The 18056-nt window shown below is 59.6% G+C and carries 18 protein-coding genes; 6 read left to right on the top strand and 12 right to left on the bottom strand.

The window, feature by feature from the left end; genetic code table 11:
* Positions 1–3 precede the first annotated feature (3 nt).
* On the top strand, positions 4–834 hold the full coding sequence (locus ACZCWR_RS30265; RefSeq protein WP_487305351.1) for a phytanoyl-CoA dioxygenase family protein: 831 nt from the start codon (positions 4–6) through the stop codon (positions 832–834).
* 59 nt (positions 835–893) lie between these two features.
* Here ACZCWR_RS30265 and ACZCWR_RS30260 read toward each other — a convergent pair whose 3' ends face one another.
* The 4 genes from ACZCWR_RS30260 to ACZCWR_RS30245 are packed head-to-tail and all read right to left on the bottom strand — an operon-like array spanning position 894 to position 3940.
* Positions 894–1772 carry an amino acid ABC transporter ATP-binding protein gene (locus ACZCWR_RS30260; protein ID WP_487305350.1) on the bottom strand — a complete coding sequence of 293 codons (879 nt, stop codon included), beginning with the start codon at positions 1770–1772 and terminating at the stop codon, positions 894–896.
* Positions 1769–2425 (bottom strand): amino acid ABC transporter permease, encoded by a 657-nt coding sequence (locus ACZCWR_RS30255; protein WP_488876507.1) that lies wholly within the window; start codon positions 2423–2425, stop codon positions 1769–1771. The genes ACZCWR_RS30260 and ACZCWR_RS30255 overlap by 4 nt, the downstream gene beginning before the upstream one ends.
* Positions 2425–3069: an amino acid ABC transporter permease gene (locus tag ACZCWR_RS30250; protein ID WP_487305349.1), complete on the bottom strand. Its 645-nt coding sequence runs from the start codon at positions 3067–3069 to the stop codon at positions 2425–2427. Before ACZCWR_RS30250 ends, ACZCWR_RS30255 begins: the two co-directional genes overlap by 1 nt.
* A gap of 31 nt (positions 3070–3100) precedes the next feature.
* Positions 3101–3940 carry a transporter substrate-binding domain-containing protein gene (locus tag ACZCWR_RS30245; RefSeq protein ID WP_487305348.1) on the bottom strand — a complete coding sequence of 280 codons (840 nt, stop codon included), beginning with the start codon at positions 3938–3940 and terminating at the stop codon, positions 3101–3103.
* Positions 3941–4347: 407 nt separating this feature from the next.
* Here ACZCWR_RS30245 and ACZCWR_RS30240 point away from each other — a divergent pair, with 407 nt between their 5' ends.
* A complete protein-coding gene (locus ACZCWR_RS30240; protein ID WP_487305347.1) occupies positions 4348–4854 on the top strand; it encodes a MarR family winged helix-turn-helix transcriptional regulator in 507 nt (168 codons plus the stop codon).
* Between the two features lie 31 nt (positions 4855–4885).
* Positions 4886–6487: a gamma-glutamyltransferase family protein gene (locus tag ACZCWR_RS30235; protein WP_487305346.1), complete on the top strand. Its 1602-nt coding sequence runs from the start codon at positions 4886–4888 to the stop codon at positions 6485–6487.
* Between the two features lie 13 nt (positions 6488–6500).
* Here ACZCWR_RS30235 and ACZCWR_RS30230 read toward each other — a convergent pair whose 3' ends face one another.
* The 3 genes from ACZCWR_RS30230 to ACZCWR_RS30220 all read right to left on the bottom strand — a co-directional run bounded on the left by ACZCWR_RS30230 (position 6501) and on the right by ACZCWR_RS30220 (position 9519).
* Entirely contained in the window at positions 6501–7148 is a 648-nt protein-coding gene (locus tag ACZCWR_RS30230) for a VC0807 family protein (protein WP_487305345.1), read from the bottom strand.
* 181 nt (positions 7149–7329) lie between these two features.
* Entirely contained in the window at positions 7330–8322 is a 993-nt protein-coding gene (locus ACZCWR_RS30225; RefSeq protein WP_487305344.1) for an asparaginase, read from the bottom strand.
* 138 nt (positions 8323–8460) lie between these two features.
* Positions 8461–9519 carry a GlxA family transcriptional regulator gene (locus ACZCWR_RS30220; protein WP_487305343.1) on the bottom strand — a complete coding sequence of 353 codons (1059 nt, stop codon included), beginning with the start codon at positions 9517–9519 and terminating at the stop codon, positions 8461–8463.
* Between the two features lie 178 nt (positions 9520–9697).
* On the opposite strand from ACZCWR_RS30220, the gene ACZCWR_RS30215 reads away from it, so the two are divergent.
* Positions 9698–10828, top strand: coding sequence for a branched-chain amino acid ABC transporter substrate-binding protein (locus ACZCWR_RS30215; protein WP_487305342.1), 1131 nt, complete (start codon positions 9698–9700; stop codon positions 10826–10828).
* On the opposite strand, the gene ACZCWR_RS30210 is transcribed toward ACZCWR_RS30215, so the two are convergent.
* From ACZCWR_RS30210 to ACZCWR_RS30195, 4 genes are all read right to left on the bottom strand, one after another.
* Positions 10818–11369, bottom strand: a complete 552-nt coding sequence (locus ACZCWR_RS30210) for a carbonic anhydrase (RefSeq protein WP_487305341.1) — start codon at positions 11367–11369, stop codon at positions 10818–10820. The genes ACZCWR_RS30215 and ACZCWR_RS30210 overlap by 11 nt on opposite strands.
* Positions 11370–11383: 14 nt before the next feature.
* Positions 11384–12130: an SDR family oxidoreductase gene (locus ACZCWR_RS30205; protein ID WP_487305340.1), complete on the bottom strand. Its 747-nt coding sequence runs from the start codon at positions 12128–12130 to the stop codon at positions 11384–11386.
* A gap of 25 nt (positions 12131–12155) precedes the next feature.
* Positions 12156–13034 carry an NmrA family NAD(P)-binding protein gene (locus ACZCWR_RS30200; RefSeq protein ID WP_487305339.1) on the bottom strand — a complete coding sequence of 293 codons (879 nt, stop codon included), beginning with the start codon at positions 13032–13034 and terminating at the stop codon, positions 12156–12158.
* 166 nt (positions 13035–13200) lie between these two features.
* Entirely contained in the window at positions 13201–14085 is an 885-nt protein-coding gene (locus ACZCWR_RS30195) for an NmrA family NAD(P)-binding protein (protein WP_487305338.1), read from the bottom strand.
* A 158-nt stretch (positions 14086–14243) separates the two neighbouring features.
* On the opposite strand from ACZCWR_RS30195, the gene ACZCWR_RS30190 reads away from it, so the two are divergent.
* Both ACZCWR_RS30190 and ACZCWR_RS30185 read left to right on the top strand, forming a co-directional pair.
* Positions 14244–15152, top strand: coding sequence for a LysR family transcriptional regulator (locus ACZCWR_RS30190; protein WP_487305337.1), 909 nt, complete (start codon positions 14244–14246; stop codon positions 15150–15152).
* 206 nt (positions 15153–15358) lie between these two features.
* Positions 15359–16315: an alpha/beta hydrolase family protein gene (locus ACZCWR_RS30185; RefSeq protein ID WP_487305336.1), complete on the top strand. Its 957-nt coding sequence runs from the start codon at positions 15359–15361 to the stop codon at positions 16313–16315.
* Here ACZCWR_RS30185 and ACZCWR_RS30180 read toward each other — a convergent pair.
* Positions 16308–17915, bottom strand: a complete 1608-nt coding sequence (locus tag ACZCWR_RS30180; RefSeq protein ID WP_487305335.1) for a rhodanese-related sulfurtransferase — start codon at positions 17913–17915, stop codon at positions 16308–16310. The genes ACZCWR_RS30185 and ACZCWR_RS30180 overlap by 8 nt on opposite strands.
* Between the last annotated feature and the right edge of the window lie 141 nt (positions 17916–18056).

Genomic DNA, 18056 nt, shown 5'->3' with positions numbered 1-18056 from the left:
CCCATGACGAAGCATCTGAGCGAAGCGCAGGTCGCGCATTTCAAGGAACACGGCTATGTCTATCCGATGCGCGCCATCAGTGCGCAGGAGGCGCTGGAATATCGCCGCATCATCGAGCAATACGAAACGGACACGGGCGAGGATGTCAATCGGACGCTCAAGATCAAGGGACATCTGGCGCTGCCGGCCATCGTCGATTTGGCCCGGAAGCCTGCCATTCTCGATGCGGTCGAAGATTTGATCGGGCCGGACATCATGTTGTTCGGGGCGTCGATCTTCGCCAAGAACGGTCGTGATCCGCGCTATGTGTCGTGGCATCAGGACTCGACTTACTTCGGGCTGACGCCGCACGAGGAGGTGACCGTGTGGGTGGCGCTCACGCCCGCGAATTCGATAAACGGCGTGCTGCGCGTGCTGCCGGGGTCGCACAGCGGCCCGGACATGCGGCACGAAGAAACGTATGCAAAAGACAATATGCTCGCGAAAGGCCAGACGTTGGTGGGTATCGACGACAACCTCGCCGTCGAGATGCCGCTCGAACCCGGTCAGTTCTCCATGCATCACGAACGCACGGCGCATAGCTCGCTGCCGAATCGCTCGGACGACCGCCGCATCGGCTTCGCGTTTTTCTATGTGCCGACGCATGCGCGTTCCACCACGGGCCGCCGGCGTGCCACGCTGGTGCGCGGCGTCGATGAACACCACAATTGGGATGCCGATACCTTGCCCGAGTACGACCGCGATCCCCGTGCGATGGCGGAATTATCGGCAACATGGGGAAAGTACAAGGACGGCGAAGTGAAGCAGGCCGCCGATATGATCGCGACGAAGTGAGGTGAGCGGTACAAGCAGGGTTTTGGCATTTTGCATGATGCATGCAAAATGCCAAAGAATCACGCCAGCCGCGACGAGGCGGTGCCGTCGAAATCCCGATCGTCCAGGGGCTGATGCGGTGAGCGAAAGCGCGCCAGAAACTGCCTCGCGCGCGGTGTCTGCGGTGCGCTGAAGAACTGTTCCGGATGCCCCGTTTCGATGACCTCGCCCGCATCCATGAAAACGATGCGGCTCGCCACCTGCCGCGCAAACTCCATCTCGTGCGTGACGATCACCATGGTCGCGCCTTCGTCCGCGAGTGAGCGCATCACGCTCAGCACTTCGCCGACGAGCATCGGGTCCAGCGCGCTGGTCGGTTCGTCGAAGAGCAGAATGGCGGGCTTCATCGCCAATGCACGTGCAATGCCCACGCGCTGCTTCTGGCCGCCCGACAGACGCGAGGGAAAGGCGTCCATCTTGGCGGTCAGACCCACGCGTTCGAGCAATCGTGCTGCTTCCGCGCGCACTTCGTCGCGAGGACGCTTGAGCACGTGCAGCGGCGCTTCCATGACGTTCTGCAGTACCGTGAGATGCGGCCATAAAGCGAAATGCTGAAACACCATGCCGATGCGCGCGCGCGATCGCGCAAGCTCCGCATCGCTTAACTTGATGGCGGAATTCTCACGCACGCCCATGCGTTGATTCGATACGTAGACCGTGCCTGCATCGGGAATCTCAAGCCAGTTCACACAGCGCAGGAGTGTCGACTTGCCACAACCGGATGGCCCGAGCAGACACACCGTCTCACCCTTGTGAACGGTAAGCGAAACGTCGCGCAGCACGCGGTTTTCGCCGAAAGACTTGGAGATGCCGTTGAGTTGCAGCACCGTGTCCAACGCTGGCGTGCTTCGTGAGGCCGCCTGCATGACAAGGGGCGGGGCGTCGTTGGGTAAGTTCATGCTCGGCGTTCCTCGACGAATCTCGACAACAGGCCGCTGCCGCCTTCGATCACGAGGCAGATGGCCCAATAAAGTAATACCGCCGTAATGAATGCGGCGAATGGAATGAAATAAGTGGCCTGTATGCCGTTCATTTGATGGGTCAATTCACCGACCGCGATCACGGTAAGAAAGGCGCTGTCCTTGACGATCTGCACGAGCTGATTGCCGATCATCGGCAAGGCGGTGGTGAAGACCGGCGGCAATATGATGCGTCGCACGAGGCTGAAGCCCGTGAAGCCATAAGCGCGTGCGGCTTCGATCATCGGCGTGGGCAGACCGGCCCATGCGCCGCGCAACAATTCCGCCATGTAGGCGGTGTTGTACAGAATCAGCGCCACTGCGCCCGCCCACCAATTGGACAAGCGAATGCCGGCGGTAGGGAGGCCGAAATAAATCAGATAGACGAAAAGCAGGAAGGGCGCGCAACGCATGGCATCGACATACAGCATCGCGATGCGCGCAATGGCGGGACGTCGCGACATCAACGCGGGCGTGAGCAGCGCGCCCAGCACAAGCGATGACACCGCCGCGACCGCCAGCAGGCCGAGCGTGTCGAGAAGGCCGGAGAGCACGTCCGCACGCTGTTGCCATACGATCAGAAAGTGGTCCATCAGGCGTGCGCCTCCACGGGTCGACGGCGTTCGATCACGCGTTGCGCACGAATGAGCACGAACACGATCAGCCCGTAAAGCACGAGCGCGAAGATGAACGGCGGCAACGGATCATAAGTGCGCGCACCCACGCGTAATGCAGCCCGTGTGATTTCAACGATACCGATCACCGCGACGGCGGGCGTGGACTTGATCTGTAGCGTCATCTCGTTCACGAGACCGGGTAATGCCGCGCGCCAGATTTGCGGCAATACGATGCGGCGAAAGCGCAGACCGCGCGGCATCGCGAACGAAAGCGCGGCGTCGTATTGGTCGCGCGGAAAATTCATCAGCGCAGCGCGCCAGATTTCGCAATTGAACGCGGCGGTGCTGATGGTGAGCGCGAGAATCGCGGCAGGCGTGGGATCGAGCGAGATGCCGAACTGCGGCAACGCGAAGAAGATCAGCAGCGTGAGCGTGACCGCCGGACATGAGCGAACGAGGCTCACATAAGCGACCGCGAAGCGGTTCAACGCCGGCACACGTGCCCAGCGAATCAGCGCGAGGCCGAGACCGAGCGGCACGCCCAGCACGATGCTGGCGACCGACAGGACCACGGTCGCCAGCGCGCCCTGAAAAATGCTCCAATAGTCGAAGGCGTTCATCGGCTTGCAGGGAAATAGACGCGGGAGAACATCAATTGACCGATTGCGGCATGTCCTTATAGGTCGCGCCCAACCACTTTTGCTGAAGCTGATACATCTCGCCGCTCTTGCGCAATTCGAGCAGCGCGGTATCGACCATCTTCAATACATCGGCATTGCCTTTCTTGACGGCCCACGCGATATAGGTCGGCTTGCCGATGGCCTGACCGACGACGAACGTATCGGGACGCGTCTTGACCAGTGAATTCAGGCTGATCTGTGTATTGGCGACGGCGTCCACGCGGCCCAGCCCAAGATCCTGATAGGCCTCCGGATACGACTGATATTCGACGATTTGTTTAAGCCCATTGCCGCCGTGCTTCTTCTTGAGTTCCTCGTTGAACTGCTTGAGGTCCGTCAGCATGGCGCTGCCCGTTTCCGCCCCGACCACCTTGCCGAGCAAATCATCGGGACTCTTGATCGATGAGCCTTTCTTGGTTCCATAGTAAGTAATGGATTCGCAGGTCGGCGAAGCGAAATCGAAGGTCTTCTTGCGTTCATCCGTCACGAGCACGGCGGTCAGCGCCATGTCGTACTTGCCCGTGGTCACGCCCGGAAGAATGCCGGACCACGGCATGACCTGCTGCTTCACATCGACACCGATCTTCTTGCGCACGAGCGCCAGCAGGTCGTTGTCGTAGCCCGTGGATTTGCCTTCCTCGACAAATTCGAACGGTGTGTAGTCGTCTTCCGTGGCAACGCTGAGATAACCGCGCGCCTTGATTTCATCGGTGCTCGCTGCATGCGCGAATTGGCTCATGGCGGCGGTTGCAAGCAGCGTGATGACGCATGCGCGAAGCAAAGTGCCGACATGGCGTTGACGGACTGACATAAAACCCCCTTCGTGTTGTTGGGCCGCGCATGAGTGCGTGTGGCGCACGCACGACGGATAACGGTTGGTCGAATCAAAAAAATTCGTCTGGATACTGACGATTTCGTCGCAGGATTATGCAAGGGGTATGCCAACGAACGTGGTTGCCTGAAAGGCTTGCGGCGAACAGGCTTTAGCGTTCGCGAGGTCGAATAAAAAAAGCGTGGTGCACCACATAAATCTTAAACGCCTTGAATTCGTGCATGAGCGCACCGGTGTGCTACGTGCGGCCCGCCGTTTGTGCTTAGCCCTTTTCAGTAAAACGGCCTGGATAAAGCAAAGACTTGCATACGCGTACTTCGTGATTGAATAGTTACGCTGTATGCTGACGATCAGCCCATCATCATCATCATCTCCTCGAACTGAACATGGATGCCTTGCCCGATCATCTGGCGTACGAATGGCGCAATACGACGCTTAACGAAAGGCCGGGCTTTCTGATTCGCCGCTTGCATCAGATCCATGTCGCGTTGTTCATGGAGGAGTGCGCGCCTGAAGGCATCACGCCGGTGCAATACAGTATTCTCACGGCGCTCGAACAACTCGGGCCGTCGGAGCAGATTGCCTTGTCGCGCGCAGTGGGACTGGATCGTGCGAATATCGCCGACGTGCTCACGCGGCTCGTGCAGCGTCGCTTCGTACAGCGTCGCGTGTCGAGAAGCGATCGCCGCAAGAAAGTGGCGGAACTTACCGAGGTTGGGCATGCGTTGCTCGCGCGGCTTGAAGCGCGCGTGGCGCGTGCGCATGAGCGGACCATCGCGGCTTTGCCGCCCAAGGACCGCAAGGCGTTTTTAAGCCATTTGCTTTTGCTGGTCGAAACGAATAACGAATTAAGCCGCACGCCAATCGTGCGCCTGAATGGCGACGACACCTGAATATGCATCGTTTGCGCAGGAACAAAAACCGATGACGTCTTTCATTCCGAATCCGACTCGCGGCGTGCGCGGCATGGCCGTCGCGCCTCATGCGCTCGCAACGCAAAGCGCGCTGGGTGTGCTGCGCGAAGGCGGCAACGCCATCGAGGCAATGGTCGCTGCTGCGGCGACTATCGCGGTGGTTTATCCGCATATGAATAGCATCGGCGGAGATGGTTTCTGGCTGATCGCGCAGCCGGGGCAGGCGCCATTGGGAATAGAAGCGTGCGGCGGCGCGGCGCTGGCAGCGAGCATCGAACGATATAAATCGCATGGATTCACGCAGATTCCGGTGCGCGGGCCGTTGGCGGCTAACACGGTGGCCGGTACGGTTGCGGGCTGGTCAAAGGCTTTAGGCATTTCGCGCGACAGGCTAGGCGGAGGCTTAAGCATTTCCCGGTTGCTCGAGGACGCCATTCATTACGCTAAGCACGGTTATCCTGTCACGCGCAGTCAGGCGCATTGCATTGCGGGCAAGCGCGAAGAATTAGAGAGCATTTCGGGCTTTGCACAAACCTATTTAAAAGCCACATCGACAGGCGAACGCTGTGGCGCGCCGCGTCTGGCGCGCACGCTTGAACAACTCGCTCATGCAGGTCTCGATGATTTTTATCGAGGCGAACTGGCGCGCAGTATTGCTCGAGACTTGCAAGGCGTTGGATCGCCAATCGCTTTAGCCGATCTGGAAACGTATGAAGCACGCCTGCGCGCACCGCTCGAATTGCGCCACTCGCTCGGCGCGGTTTTCAACATGCCGCCGCCCACTCAAGGCCTTGTCTCGCTGCTCATCATCGGCATTCTGGATCGCGTGTTGGACGAACGCATGGACCCGCTCGGCGCCGATTACGTTCACGCATGCGTGGAGGCCACCAAGCTCGCATTCAAGGTGCGCGATGCGCATATCACGGACCCGGATCATATGAGTATCGATCCGCAGGCGCTGCTCGATTCCACCGCACTCGACACCATGGCTGCGCAGGTATCGATGACGCAAGCCGCGCCATGGGGCAAAGGGCGTGGTCCGGGCGATACGGTATGGATGGGCGTCATCGACGGAAATGGCGTGGCGGTGAGCTTCATTCAAAGCATCTACCACGAGTTCGGCAGCGGTATCGTGCTGAATGAATCGGGCATCAACTGGCAGAACCGTGGGACGAGCTTCTCACTCGACCCCAACGCGCTCAATCCGTTGATGCCGGGCCGCAAGCCGTTTCATACGCTGAACCCCGCATTTGCGCGGTTCGACGATGGCCGCACGATGGTCTACGGCAACATGGGCGGCGATGGTCAGCCGCAATCGCAGAGCGCGGTGTTTTCACGCATCGCCAAGTTCGGCTGGAATCCACAGGCCGCGATCGATGCACCGCGCTGGCTGCTGGGGCGCACCTGGGGACAAAGCTCGGATTCGCTCAAGCTCGAAGCGCGCTTTCCCGCATCGACGATCGAGGCGTTACGCGCGCGCGGTCACGAGGTCGAAATTCTTGGTTCGTATGACGAAGCAATGGGTCACGCAGGTGCGATCGTGCGTCACGCCAATGGTTTGCTGGAAGCGGGCGGAGATGCACGCAGCGATGGCGTCGCGGCAGGCTGGTAAGCGTTCGAGTGGCTTAGCCAAGCAGTCCGTCGCGCGACGGGTCCTTGGTGCTTTGCCGTGCAACGAGCCGCCCGCGAAACCAGAATGTCCACGCAAGCAGTCCGCCATAAATCGCATAACTGATGATCGGTGAAACGACGAGATAACGCTCGACGGGCCAGTTCCACGCGAAATAAAAGCGCAGCAACGTTTCCATGGTCAGTCCCACGCCCCAGACCAGTGTCATGAGCTTGAGCGATGCGCGCAAGGAAGCGCTATCGCTCCAGTATTGTTCGAAGCGTTCCGCGCCGTTTTCCTGTTCTCGTGCCACGGTGGCGCGTGCAAGATAAAAGATCAGTGGACGCCGAAAGCATAGCGATACCAGAAAGACAATGCCCGTGGCGCCCGCGGCAAGCGATTCGCGCACCAGCAAGATGCGCGGGCTGCCGCCTAGCGCAAGCGTGACAATGGAAAGAGCGATGCCGAACAGGACGAGCGCGGACAGGGCGTCCACGCGGCGCGAGCGAACGAATTCGATGAGACTCCACACGAGCGGCGGCGCAGCGGATGCATACAACGCACCGACATTGCCCCAATAGGGCAACGCGAGCCGATAGGCGAGCCACGGCAGCAACAGATTGGCGACGAGTTCGAGCACGAGGCCAGGCTTGATCTTTTTCATGAGCTCACGGCGAGGCGCGCTTCAGGCGCGGGACGTAGGTCAAGTATAAAAGAACACGCCCATCGAGGAGGGCGTCACGCCACGTTCAGAACGTCACGGTCGCGGTTCATGCATGGCTTATCGAATGGTCGAATACCGCCGATGCCACCACCACTCTGAACCGCTCTTCGATATCGCGGGTTCAGTATCGGTAAAAGATGGACTGTATCGCTTCAGACGAGTTCGAATCGAGCATCGCCAGCATCAACAGGATGCGTGCTTTCTGTGGCGGCTGATCGTCGATCACGGTCCAGCCGTAGTCGTCGTCAGGCAACGCGCCATTTCGCATGACCATGCCATTCGACGTGCGCGAGGCGCGAACGATATGCACACCGCGACGCGCGGCATCGCGCAACGGACCGATCAGGTGCGCGGCGATGTTGCCGTTCCCCGTGCCCGCGAAGACGATGCCTTTCGCGCGCGATGCAATCGCTTCGACGGCATCTGCTTCGAGCGCGCCATATCCATAGACGATATCCACTTTAGGCAAGGCCTCGATCCGCTCGACCGACCAGGGCGTTTCTGTCGTATGGTCGCGCGCGGGCTTGCGGTAATAACGCGGCCGGCTTTCGCTCACATGGCCGAGCGCGCCGTAGGGCGAGTGGAATGCTTCCAGCTTGAAGCTGCTCGTTTTGAAAACATCGCGCGCAGTATGAATTTCCTCGTTCGCGACCACGAGCGTGCCGAGTCCACGCGAGGACGAATGCGCCGCCACGCAAACGGCGTGATAGAGATTGAGCGATGCATCCGAACTCATTGCGGACGGCGGGCGCATCGATCCGACGACGACCACGGGCTTGGTGCTCTTTAAGGTCAGATGCAGAAAGTAGGCGGTTTCCTCGATTGCATCGGTGCCGTGGGTGAGAATGACGGCGTCCGTGGCATCGTCCGCGAGCGCGGCGGCGATCCGCTTGCCGATCATCAGCAGATGCGTATTGCCGAAGTTTTCGGAGCCGAGTTGAAGCAACTGCTCCGCGCGCAACGTGGCAATCGCAGATGCTTCTGGGATAGTCGCGAGCACTTCGCCGATATCGAGGACGGAGCAAGTGTAAGCCGAGGTATCGGCCATGGTCTCACCGCGACCCGCAATGGTGCCGCCCGTGCCGATCACGACGATGTTCGGTTTTTCGCGCATGCAATAGGGATGTTGAATGTGAAAATAGTTCGGAGGCCGTATCACGAATGGTGAGACAACGGCATCGAAAGAGATTGCACCATCAGGCAGAAAAATAGAACAAACGCGACAGACAGAGAAAAAGATTCAATCGAGTATTCAATCGGCCGCCGGACGCGTGCGCGAGCCGCGCAGCTTGCCTGGCGTGACGCCATACGTATCCCGGAACACACGAATGAAATGCGCGGAGTCGGCGAAGCCGCATTCATAGGCGATATCGGTGACCTTGCGCGTGGTATTGAGCAGCATCCAGCGGGCGTAACGTAATCGCATGCGCCGGTAGAACTCATTGGGCGACATCTCCATTTCGGCGTTGAATGCGCGTTCGAGATGACGTGTGCTGGTGCCGACCATCCTGGCGATCACCGCGATGTTCAGCGGCGCTTCAAGGTTCTCCTCCATGAGCAGCGCCGCGTGACGCACGGTTGCATCCTCCACGGACAGATAGCCCAGCGCGCGCCGCCGCTCGATGAAGGACGAACCGGCATTGCGGCTGACCGTCATCTGATGAATGACTTTGGATGCACGGTCCGGTCCACAATGCATGTCGATGAGCCGGGCCGCGAGTTCGATCACCGAAATGCCGCCCGCGCAGGTGATGCGGTCACCGTCGATCAGGTAGTCCGCATGCGTGAGCACGCGCAATTCCGGAAACATGGCGCGATAGTCATCGAAGTGAAAACTGTGCACACACGCCACGCGGTCCGTCATGAGTCCGGCGCGGGCCAGCACGAAGCTGCCCGTGCAGATGCCCACGAGCGGCACATTGGCTTGCGACGCGGCGCGCAGGAATGCCAAGTATTTCAAATCCACTTTGTCGAGATACGGGAGCAAGCCGCCGATGACCACGATGTAATCGAACTGATCGACGTTTGCGAAGGCCGATTGGACCGGCACCTTGATACCGCAGCTCGATTCGACGGCGGTGCCGGGCACGCCAAGCGTCGTCCATACGCAGCGCAGCGGACGGCTCTTGTCGCCCCGGTCGGCGGCGTGACGCAGCGCGTCGCAGAGTCCGCCCAGCGACAGAAGCGGGAAGCGCGGCCAAAGAAGGATGCCGATGTTCAGTTCCGCACGCGCGTTGCCCTCGACGCTGGACAGTGCATCGAGCCGCTGTATCAGCGTGGAGCCATCGGGAATTGAATCGGCAGGCGTCATGATCGCGGGCGGCTTGTCTGAACCCGGCCATTATAGGGTTCCAATAGTCGATTGAGTGCTGTCGCAATTCTTCTGTTTTCTGGCAATTCAATGCAATGCCGCGCGTTTGTGGACGCATAAATTGACTTCGCCATCGGCCTGGTGGCGAATGCGGACAACAACCGATGAGGGGAGTGCAATGAACAAGAACAGCCTGGCGTTTTGCGTTCTGGGCGTGATGAGCGCAAACGTAATAGCGAATGCGGACGAGACCGTGAAGATTGGCGAAGTCGCGCCGTTGACGGGGCCGGCATCGTATCTCGGCAAGGACACGGAGAACGGCGCGCGGCTGGCCGTGGAGGAGATCAATCAGAAAGGGCTGGTCGTTGGCGGGAAAAAACTCACTCTGGTTCTCGACGCGGAAGATGACGCCGGCGATCCCCGTCAGGCGACACAGGTCGCGCAAAAGCTCGTCGATGACAAAGTGGTCGCGGTCGTGGGCCACATGAACTCGGGCACGACCATTCCGGCATCGAAGATTTATAGCGATGCGGGTATCGTGCAAGTGTCCCCTTCGGCCACGAACCCGGCCTACACGCAACAGGGCTTCAGGACTGCCTATCGCGTCGTGGCGACCGATGCGCAACAAGGCCCGGCGCTGGCCGACTATGCAATGAAAACGCTCAAGGTCAAGACAGTGGCGATTGTCGATGACGCCACCGCGTACGGGCAAGGTCTTGCTACCGAGTTCGAGAAGCAGGCAAAGGCGAACGGAATCGAAGTGGTGTCGCACGACGCGACCAACGACAAGGCGACAGATTTTCGAGCAATCCTGACTAAAATAAAAGGTGAGCACCCGGATGCCGTGATGTACGGTGGACTCGACGCAACGGGCGGTCCGTTCGCCAAGCAGGCGAGACAACTCGGCATGATGCAGAAGATTCTCGCGGGCGATGGCCTGTGCGCGGACGATCTCGCCAAGCTCGCCGGACCTGCGGCAGACGACGTGATCTGTTCGATTGCCGGTTCACCGCTGGAGAAAATGCCTAAAGGACCGGCGTTCACGCAGCGCTACGAGAAGCGCTTCGGTGGTCATCCCGTGCTGAATTCGCCGTTCGCCTATGACGCGGTCTATGTGATCGCCGATGCCATGCAGCGCGCAGGCTCGATCGCACCGGACAAGATTCTCGCCGCAATGCCCGCTACCGACTACGAAGGCGTGCTTGGCCAGACACGCTTCGATGCGAAAGGAGACCTTCAGCACGGGACTATTTCGCTTTATAAATACGTAAGCGGAAAGCAGACGCTGCTGGACTACGTCAAGAATTGACTGGCTTGGGCCGCAACAACGCAGGAGGAACGACTGTCTCCACCAGGCCGGTTTCAACGTCATAAACGAGACCCGTCACCGTGAAATCTCCCGGCAGATTCGGATTAGCCTTGAGCGCCGCCACGTCGATTGCAACTGCGCGATAGGGATCGGTAATGGCGAGTTCATCGAGCTTGTCATCTTCCACGCCCATGTATTTGGACAGCAGCCTTGGCGCGTGATGGTAACAGCCATTGATGCCGCAATCGGTATGTTGCAGGACGATCAGATTCCAGCCGTGGCCGACCGCTTCGCCGGCTGCTTTCGATACCGTGCCGAGAATCGCCATGGTTTCGAAAAGCGCCGGATTCACGCGTCCGCCGACATTGCGAATGATGGCCGCTTCGCCCGGTTGGAGCTTTAACACGTCCATTGGATCGACGCGCGGATCGACGCAGCCGACAATCATCGTACGGCGTGACGGCAGCATTTTCAGGCCGGCGGAAAAGCCTTCTTTCGAAAATTCGGCATTGCGGCCGGCAAGCGTTTCAAGAAAGTTCATGATGTCCTCTTGCATTAAAGGGTCGTGGGCAGGCGCGCGGACATCTTTGCTTGCAGGCCCCGGGGATCGGCGACGAAGGCCGCGTGGATGCTGCGCGACTGATTGCCGGCGACGATTTCATCATTGATGCCGGTTTCGATGGCGTCGAGCGCATCGGTGACGACCTCTTGCGGCGTCATGCGCGGCTCAGGCAAGTTCGCACCCATTTCGGTGTCTGTCTGGACGGCGAGCACGCCGATCACTTGCGTCCCCTGAGCGCCCAGTTCAGCGCGCAAACTGCGCGTGAGCGACAGGCCCGCGGCCTTGGAAGCAGAGTAGGTTGCCGCCACGGGCAAGCTGACGAGCGAGAGCATCGACAGCATGTTCAGCACGGCGCCGCCGCCCGTTTTTGCGAGAATCGGTGCGAATGCGCGAGTCAGCGCCAGCGTGCCGAAGTAATTGACTTCCATCTCTTGACGGGCATTGTCGATATTGGTTGCGGACAGCGCACCCTCAAAGGCCGCATAGCCCGCATTGTTGATTAACAGCGTGACGTCCGATGCAATCGCTGCGGCAGCGGCGACCTGATCGGGATCGGTGACGTCGAGCGGCAGCGGGACGAGGCGGCGGTCTGCGTCCTTGAGCAAGTCTTTGAGCGACGCGGTGTCGCGCGCGGCGACATAGATTTTCGACGCGCCGCGTTCAAGCAGTTCCTCGACGAAAACGCGTCCGATGCCGCGATTCGCGCCCGTGACGAGGGCGATGGATTGAGTCAGTTTCATGATGAATTCCGATTCGAATAAAAAGTTATTGACCGTTGAGCCGGTCGGCGTGAAGCCGGGCGAATTCACCCACCGTCATGGATCTGCGGCCCGTCAGCTTTTCAACGTTGTTGTCCGCGCCGGCCATGTGTCCGTTTTGATAGTCGGCCATGGCGCCGCCGAGATGCTGGACGATATACGCAGGCACGCCCATCGCTTCGATCGAACGAACGTATTCATCGATCGGCAGGTCCTGAAAGACAATCTCGCGACCAAGTGCTTGGGATAATTCGGCGGCCATTTGCTCATGATCCATTTCGACCGGACCCGAAAGCGGAATCGTCGTGCCGATATGGGCTTCGGGATTCTTCAGCAACGCGGCGATGGCGCGGCCCTGATCGTCGGCGGCGATGGGCGAGTGACGGCCCCGGCCCACCGGCATGCGCAGAATGCCTTGTTGCAGATACGGCAGTTGCCACGGATAAAGCAGCCATTCGAGAAAGTACGTGGGACGAAGATGAATCACGGCAAGTCCCGACCAGTTGAATACTTCTTCGGCAATGAACGTATCGCGGCATGAATCGCTGGCCGATTCGCGGTCCGCCGAACGTTGCGATAGATTGATGACGGTCTTGACGCCGGTCTCTTTGGCCGCTTGCGCGAAGTTCACGGCGGCGGTAATCAAACCCGGCTGAACGGGCCACACGAAGTAGGCGGCGTCCACATTCTGCATGGCGTCGCGAATGGTATTGATTTCGAGCAGATCGCCCACCACGACTTCAGCGCCGAGCGCTTCGAGCGCTGCCGAACGAGCATCCTTTTTGTGTACCATCGCGCGTACATCGAGACCGAGCGCGATCGATTCACGAACGGCCGCGCGGCCTGTATCGCCGGTTGCGCCGGTAATCAACACTTTCTTGGACATGATCAATATTCCTTAATAAATGGTTAAGAAACGAATCGGTAGACGGCGCAAAGGCTTTATTCTTTTCCGCTGCGCCCCCGTTGTCATCACTATCGTGTATCGCGATGTCGGGCGGTAGTCCGCGCATCAGGCTAAGGCTTATGCTGAATCGGCATCGCTCTGGTCTTTAAAGCTCAGACGAATGGTCGCCCGTGAACTTCGACCAGTTCGCCTTGATGAATTGCTCGACGGTGGTCAAAGGCTGCCCGATGATTTCCTTGCCTGTATCGTCGGTGCCGGCCAGCAAGCCTTCCTGCTGGTCGATGGTGACGGCCTCGAAATGCTTGCGCATGGCGGTGGCATCCTGCAGACCAAAGAGTTCGAGGAAGGTCGAAACGGTGACATGCTCATAGGGAAGGTTTTTCCCCAGCACACGGCTGACTTCCGCCGCCAGTTCTTCATGGCTGAATTCGACCGGACCATGCAATGGCAGCGCACGGCCGATATAAGGCGCGGCGTTATCGACGATGCCCGCGACAATGCGCGCGATATCGCTTCCCGCAATGGGTGCGAAGCGGCTTTCCTTGTTATACGGCATGACATAGCGGCCACGTTGAATTTGCGGCGCGATATAAAGAAGCCATTCGGCAAAAAAGGTAATGCGCAGATGCACCGAAGGCACGCCGGACCAGTTGAAGATCTGCTCGGAAAGCCAATGGTTTTGCGTCGCCTTGCTGCGCGCGGCGGGGCGCGATTGTTTATGCGACATATTCACGATCAGCTCCAGTTCCTGCTCTTTCGCGGCCTGCGCGAAGATGACCGCGGCTTCGACCAGTCCTTCCGCAAGCGGGAAACAGAAATAGGCACGCTGCACGCCCTTCATGGCGAGACGGATGTCGCGCAGACTCATCATGTCGCCGAATACGACTTCGGCGCCGAGTTGGCGCAGCGTTTGTGCGCGATGGTCATCGCGCCGCACCAGTGCGCGGACGGCGAAACCCTTTTCAAGCAGGCGTTCGACGGTGGGTCGGCCTGTGTCGCCGGCGGCGCCGGTAACGAGAACAATAGTCATGTTGGACTCCGGATCAAATGGGTGAGTAAGGTTCGGCGTTCAAAGCCTTGCCGTGATGACACTGTCGCGTTTTCGCCCGGGCTCCGGTAGCCATCGGATTTGGCTAAGATTTATGCTGGACGAGCATGGGTCATGGTGATTCAAAGAAAGGAGCGTGCTTGAAGGACATCCTGACGTTGAGGCTTTACACGCGTGTGGCCCGTTTGGGCAGCTTTTCGGCGGCCGCGCGAGAATGCGGACTCGCACAATCGCAAGTGTCGCGGATGATCGCGGAACTCGAAGCGGGACTCGGAACGCGCCTGCTCACGCGGACCACGCGTGCAGTGGTGCCAACGGAGGCCGGCCTCGAGTATCTGGCGCGCATGGAGCCGATTCTGGCCGCGATCGAAGATGCCGAGAACAGCGTGCGCGAAACCGGCGAACTGCGCGGCGTGTTGCGGCTCGCCATGCCGTCGACCATGGCGATGCGCGTGGTCATGCCTCGTCTGTCTGCCTTCGCGGCACTGCATCCTTCGCTCAGGCTGGAGATTCTCCTCGACGACCGATGGCAGGACATGATTCGCGAGGCGGTCGATGTCGGGATTCGCGTGGGCAGTCTGCCGGATTCTTCAGGCACCGCGCGGCGGATCGGGAAGATGCATCGCGTGGTGGTCGCTTCGCCCGCGTATCTGGAACGGCACGGCGTGCCGCGCGTGCCGGAAGATATTCCAGGGCATCGGATCGTCGGCGGGCCGGCGGGGGCGCATGCATCGTCGTGGCAATTCGAACGAGCGGGCGAGGCGACATCCATCGAAGTACAGCCTCATGTCTCGACGAACGACACGGCGGGTGCGTTGGCGGCAGCCGTCGCCGGGCTTGGCATTGTTTCGACGACTTCATGGGCGTGCAAGTCAGAAGTCATGGCAGGCACGCTCGTGCACTTGCTGCCCGAATGGAAAATGGCCGCGCTCCCTGTGAACGCCTACTTCCCGATGGGACGCGCCACGCGACTGGCGGCGCGCGCGTTCGTGGATTTCATCGCGGATGAACTGACGAAAGAGGTGCTCGATTTCGTCGTGGATGAATAGCGTTTCTTGAGCGCCGTCAAGCAGCCGCCTGCGTATATGATTCGTTCATTCTGCTAACGAGTCCGGGGGAAGCCATGCCATTCGCTCGTGTAGGACGAAACCGCGCTGCAAGCCTTTTAGGCGCACTGACTATCTTTTGCTGTTTGTTTGGCTCTGGCAGCGCCTTTTCACAGCGCGCTTTGCCCAATACACTTTATTCAGTCGGTATGACGCAAGTCGAATTCAAAGACCCGGCGGATGCAGGCAGAACGCTCGACTTCATGCTGATCTACCCCGCTTCTCCCAAGGCAGACGCTCCTCTTTTCAAAGTGATGTTGTCGGCTAATCTTCATCTGCATAAAGACGCACCGCCCGTGGACGATGGCCTGAAGCATCCGCTTGTCATGTTCTCGCACGGTGCCGGTGGGAACGGATCGATTTACGCATGGTTCGGCGAATATCTCGCGTCGCGCGGGTATATCGTGGCCTTGCTGTATCACTATCGCGCCAACACATTCGATTCCAGCGCGCTTTATGTCCGGAGCCGGCTCTGGCAACGGCCACGCGATATCGGCATCGATATGACTTATTTGCTCCACGATCCCCAATGGGGGCCGCGTATCGATTCGAACGAGATAGGTGTCGCGGGACATTCGCAAGGCGGCTTCACCGCACTGTGGATCGGCGGCGCAATGGTCGATCCCGCGCTATTCGAAAATTTTCAACGTGCGTGGAAGAATAATGAAAACGTGCCGAATTACTTACGCGCCCAAATGCAAGCCGACGCCACGCCCGCGCTGCACGTACGCGATAAGCGCGTGAAGGCGGCCTTCGCAATGGCGCCCGGCGATATTCAGGGGTTCGGCATGGACGAGGCCGGGCTGCATCAGATGGCGGTTCCGGCGTACATCATCGTCGGCGCGGGCGATACCACGACGCCTCTCAAGGACAACGCGGAATTTGCCGCCAACCATATCCCGCATGCCACGCTGGATGTGATGCCCGGTCCGGTCGGCCACGAAATTTTCGACAACGAATGCGACCAGATCGGACGAGACAATTATCCGGAGGCCTGCGCCGATGCAGCCGGCGTCGATCGGGCCAAACTGCATGAATATATTGGCCATGCCGCGGTGCGGTTCTTCGATGAAGAACTCGGCGTAGCGCGGCTTCAATCTAAATGACGAAAAAGCCATGTGTGCCATCGCGTTCCAGTTGCGCGACAAGTCCATATTCCCAGTCGAGATAGGCTTGCATTGCTTCGCGCGGCGCATCCACGCCTTCATACGGTCGGCGATAGCGATCGATACGCGGCGAGGCAAGCCGTGTTTCACCTGTTTCGCCTGGAAAGCCCGCCCGTTGCCACGCTGCATTGCCTCCATTCAATACCTGAACGGGCTTGCCGGTAAGCGCGGCGACTTCGGGTGCGGCGAATGTCGCCAGCGCGCTCGATTTGCACGTGAGCACGTAGCGCTTTGCATCGGGTAAGCGGCGCAGATCGTCGTGTGAGGAAGTCAGATGCGAGCGCAGAATCCACCATGCGCCGGGAATATGCACCTTCACGAAGTCCGCGCTTGGCGAGAAATCAAGCAGCACGATGCCATTCGAATGATCGCCAAGCAGCGCATGAAGCTCGCTTGCTGAGATCTTTTCCACATCGTCGGGCGTGGGCCTCTCAGGTATCCATGTTTCGGATTGCGTAAGATCGGTTTGCGATGCGCCATCGACCACATAGGTTTCGATGTTCATCTGCGCAAGCCATGACGCGGTCATGTTGGCGCGCACACCGTCGTCATCGAACAAGATCAGGCGCGCACCGCGCACCGGCGCGAACATTTCGGTTTCCTGCACAAGTTGTCCACCCGGCGCGTTCTGAAAGCCGGGAGCGTGTGCGACTGCGTATTCGTCAGGTGTGCGTACATCGAAGCGATAGGTGGTGCGCGTTGCATCGTCGACGAAGCGCGTGGCCGCTTTCAGCGAGGTACGGCGCACGCCGGCGCGCGTGGCGAGCGCAAGCGATGCATGCCGCGAACTGTCGAGAACCGGTTCTGTGCGGCCCGCTTGCGGGTCGAAGCGCCGGGCGCTGCCGTGTTCGAGTGTCTGTCCCGCGAGCGTCCAGCCAATCGTGCCGTTGCGCAACGCCGCCACCGGATTTGGAAGCCCCGCATTCACGAGCGATTGCGCACCGATGATGCTACGCGTCCTCCCCGCGCAATTGACGACCACGCGTGTCGAAGGATTCGGCGCCAGCGCACGCGCGCGCAGCACGAGTTCCGCGCCGGGCACGCTGACGCTCCCGGGTATGTTCATGGTCCGGTATTCTTCGAAACGACGCGCATCCAGCACGACGAGATCATCGCCTCGGGCTTGCAACGCTTTCAGTTCTTCGGCTGAAACGGAGGGGGTATGTCGCTTCGCTTCGACCAGTTCGCCGAATGCCTTGCTCGGCACGTTGACGTCGCGAAAGACTTCGCCGCCTGCCTTGATCCAGCCATCCAGCGCGCCTGCGAGCAGCGCGAGATTCGTATAACCGAGCGCTTTTAAGACGTCGAATGCGCGTGCGGCCAATCCTTCGCCATCGTCGAGAAGAACAACGGGCACGCTGCGATTGGGCAGACGCGTGAAGGCATCGAGTTCGATGCGTGCAAGCGGAAAATTGGCCGCGAACAGCGGGTGACAGCGCGCGTGCGGATCTTCCTCGCGTACATCGAGCAGCGCGAGCTCACGTTTTGAAAGCAGCGTTTCGCGCACGTCTTCATACGAGCGCAACGGATAGGACTTCATGGGGTCGAGGTTCCTGTTCATGCGGCGAGGCCTCATGTTAGCGAACGGCCGCATAACGGCTAAAGCACGAATTTCGCTAAGGAAATGAAAGTCCAGCGTTAGGCAATAAAAACTGGCTTAAGGATGGCAAGCGCCTGACAC

The organism is Caballeronia sp. A2-2 (assembly GCF_057612605.2).
The sequence above is the reverse complement of the archived record's forward strand: the minus strand, read 5'-3'. Positions and strand labels throughout refer to the sequence as shown.

What these genes read in the sequence shown, in the direction of transcription:
- ACZCWR_RS30250 (WP_487305349.1), bottom strand. Translation starts at nt 3,069, where the DNA reads ATGAACGCCTTCGACTATTGGAGCATTTTTCAGGGCGCGCTGGCGACC.
- ACZCWR_RS30195 (WP_487305338.1), bottom strand. Translation starts at nt 14,085, where the DNA reads ATGACTATTGTTCTCGTTACCGGCGCCGCCGGCGACACAGGCCGACCC.
- ACZCWR_RS30185 (WP_487305336.1), top strand. Translation starts at nt 15,359, where the DNA reads ATGACGCAAGTCGAATTCAAAGACCCGGCGGATGCAGGCAGAACGCTC.
- ACZCWR_RS30205 (WP_487305340.1), bottom strand. Translation starts at nt 12,130, where the DNA reads ATGAAACTGACTCAATCCATCGCCCTCGTCACGGGCGCGAATCGCGGC.
- ACZCWR_RS30235 (WP_487305346.1), top strand. Translation starts at nt 4,886, where the DNA reads ATGACGTCTTTCATTCCGAATCCGACTCGCGGCGTGCGCGGCATGGCC.
- ACZCWR_RS30255 (WP_488876507.1), bottom strand. Translation starts at nt 2,425, where the DNA reads ATGGACCACTTTCTGATCGTATGGCAACAGCGTGCGGACGTGCTCTCC.
- ACZCWR_RS30210 (WP_487305341.1), bottom strand. Translation starts at nt 11,369, where the DNA reads ATGAACTTTCTTGAAACGCTTGCCGGCCGCAATGCCGAATTTTCGAAA.
- ACZCWR_RS30265 (WP_487305351.1), top strand. Translation starts at nt 4, where the DNA reads ATGACGAAGCATCTGAGCGAAGCGCAGGTCGCGCATTTCAAGGAACAC.
- ACZCWR_RS30220 (WP_487305343.1), bottom strand. Translation starts at nt 9,519, where the DNA reads ATGACGCCTGCCGATTCAATTCCCGATGGCTCCACGCTGATACAGCGG.
- ACZCWR_RS30240 (WP_487305347.1), top strand. Translation starts at nt 4,348, where the DNA reads ATGGATGCCTTGCCCGATCATCTGGCGTACGAATGGCGCAATACGACG.
- ACZCWR_RS30260 (WP_487305350.1), bottom strand. Translation starts at nt 1,772, where the DNA reads ATGAACTTACCCAACGACGCCCCGCCCCTTGTCATGCAGGCGGCCTCA.
- ACZCWR_RS30215 (WP_487305342.1), top strand. Translation starts at nt 9,698, where the DNA reads ATGAACAAGAACAGCCTGGCGTTTTGCGTTCTGGGCGTGATGAGCGCA.
- ACZCWR_RS30230 (WP_487305345.1), bottom strand. Translation starts at nt 7,148, where the DNA reads ATGAAAAAGATCAAGCCTGGCCTCGTGCTCGAACTCGTCGCCAATCTG.
- ACZCWR_RS30180 (WP_487305335.1), bottom strand. Translation starts at nt 17,915, where the DNA reads ATGAAGTCCTATCCGTTGCGCTCGTATGAAGACGTGCGCGAAACGCTG.
- ACZCWR_RS30200 (WP_487305339.1), bottom strand. Translation starts at nt 13,034, where the DNA reads ATGTCCAAGAAAGTGTTGATTACCGGCGCAACCGGCGATACAGGCCGC.
- ACZCWR_RS30245 (WP_487305348.1), bottom strand. Translation starts at nt 3,940, where the DNA reads ATGTCAGTCCGTCAACGCCATGTCGGCACTTTGCTTCGCGCATGCGTC.
- ACZCWR_RS30225 (WP_487305344.1), bottom strand. Translation starts at nt 8,322, where the DNA reads ATGCGCGAAAAACCGAACATCGTCGTGATCGGCACGGGCGGCACCATT.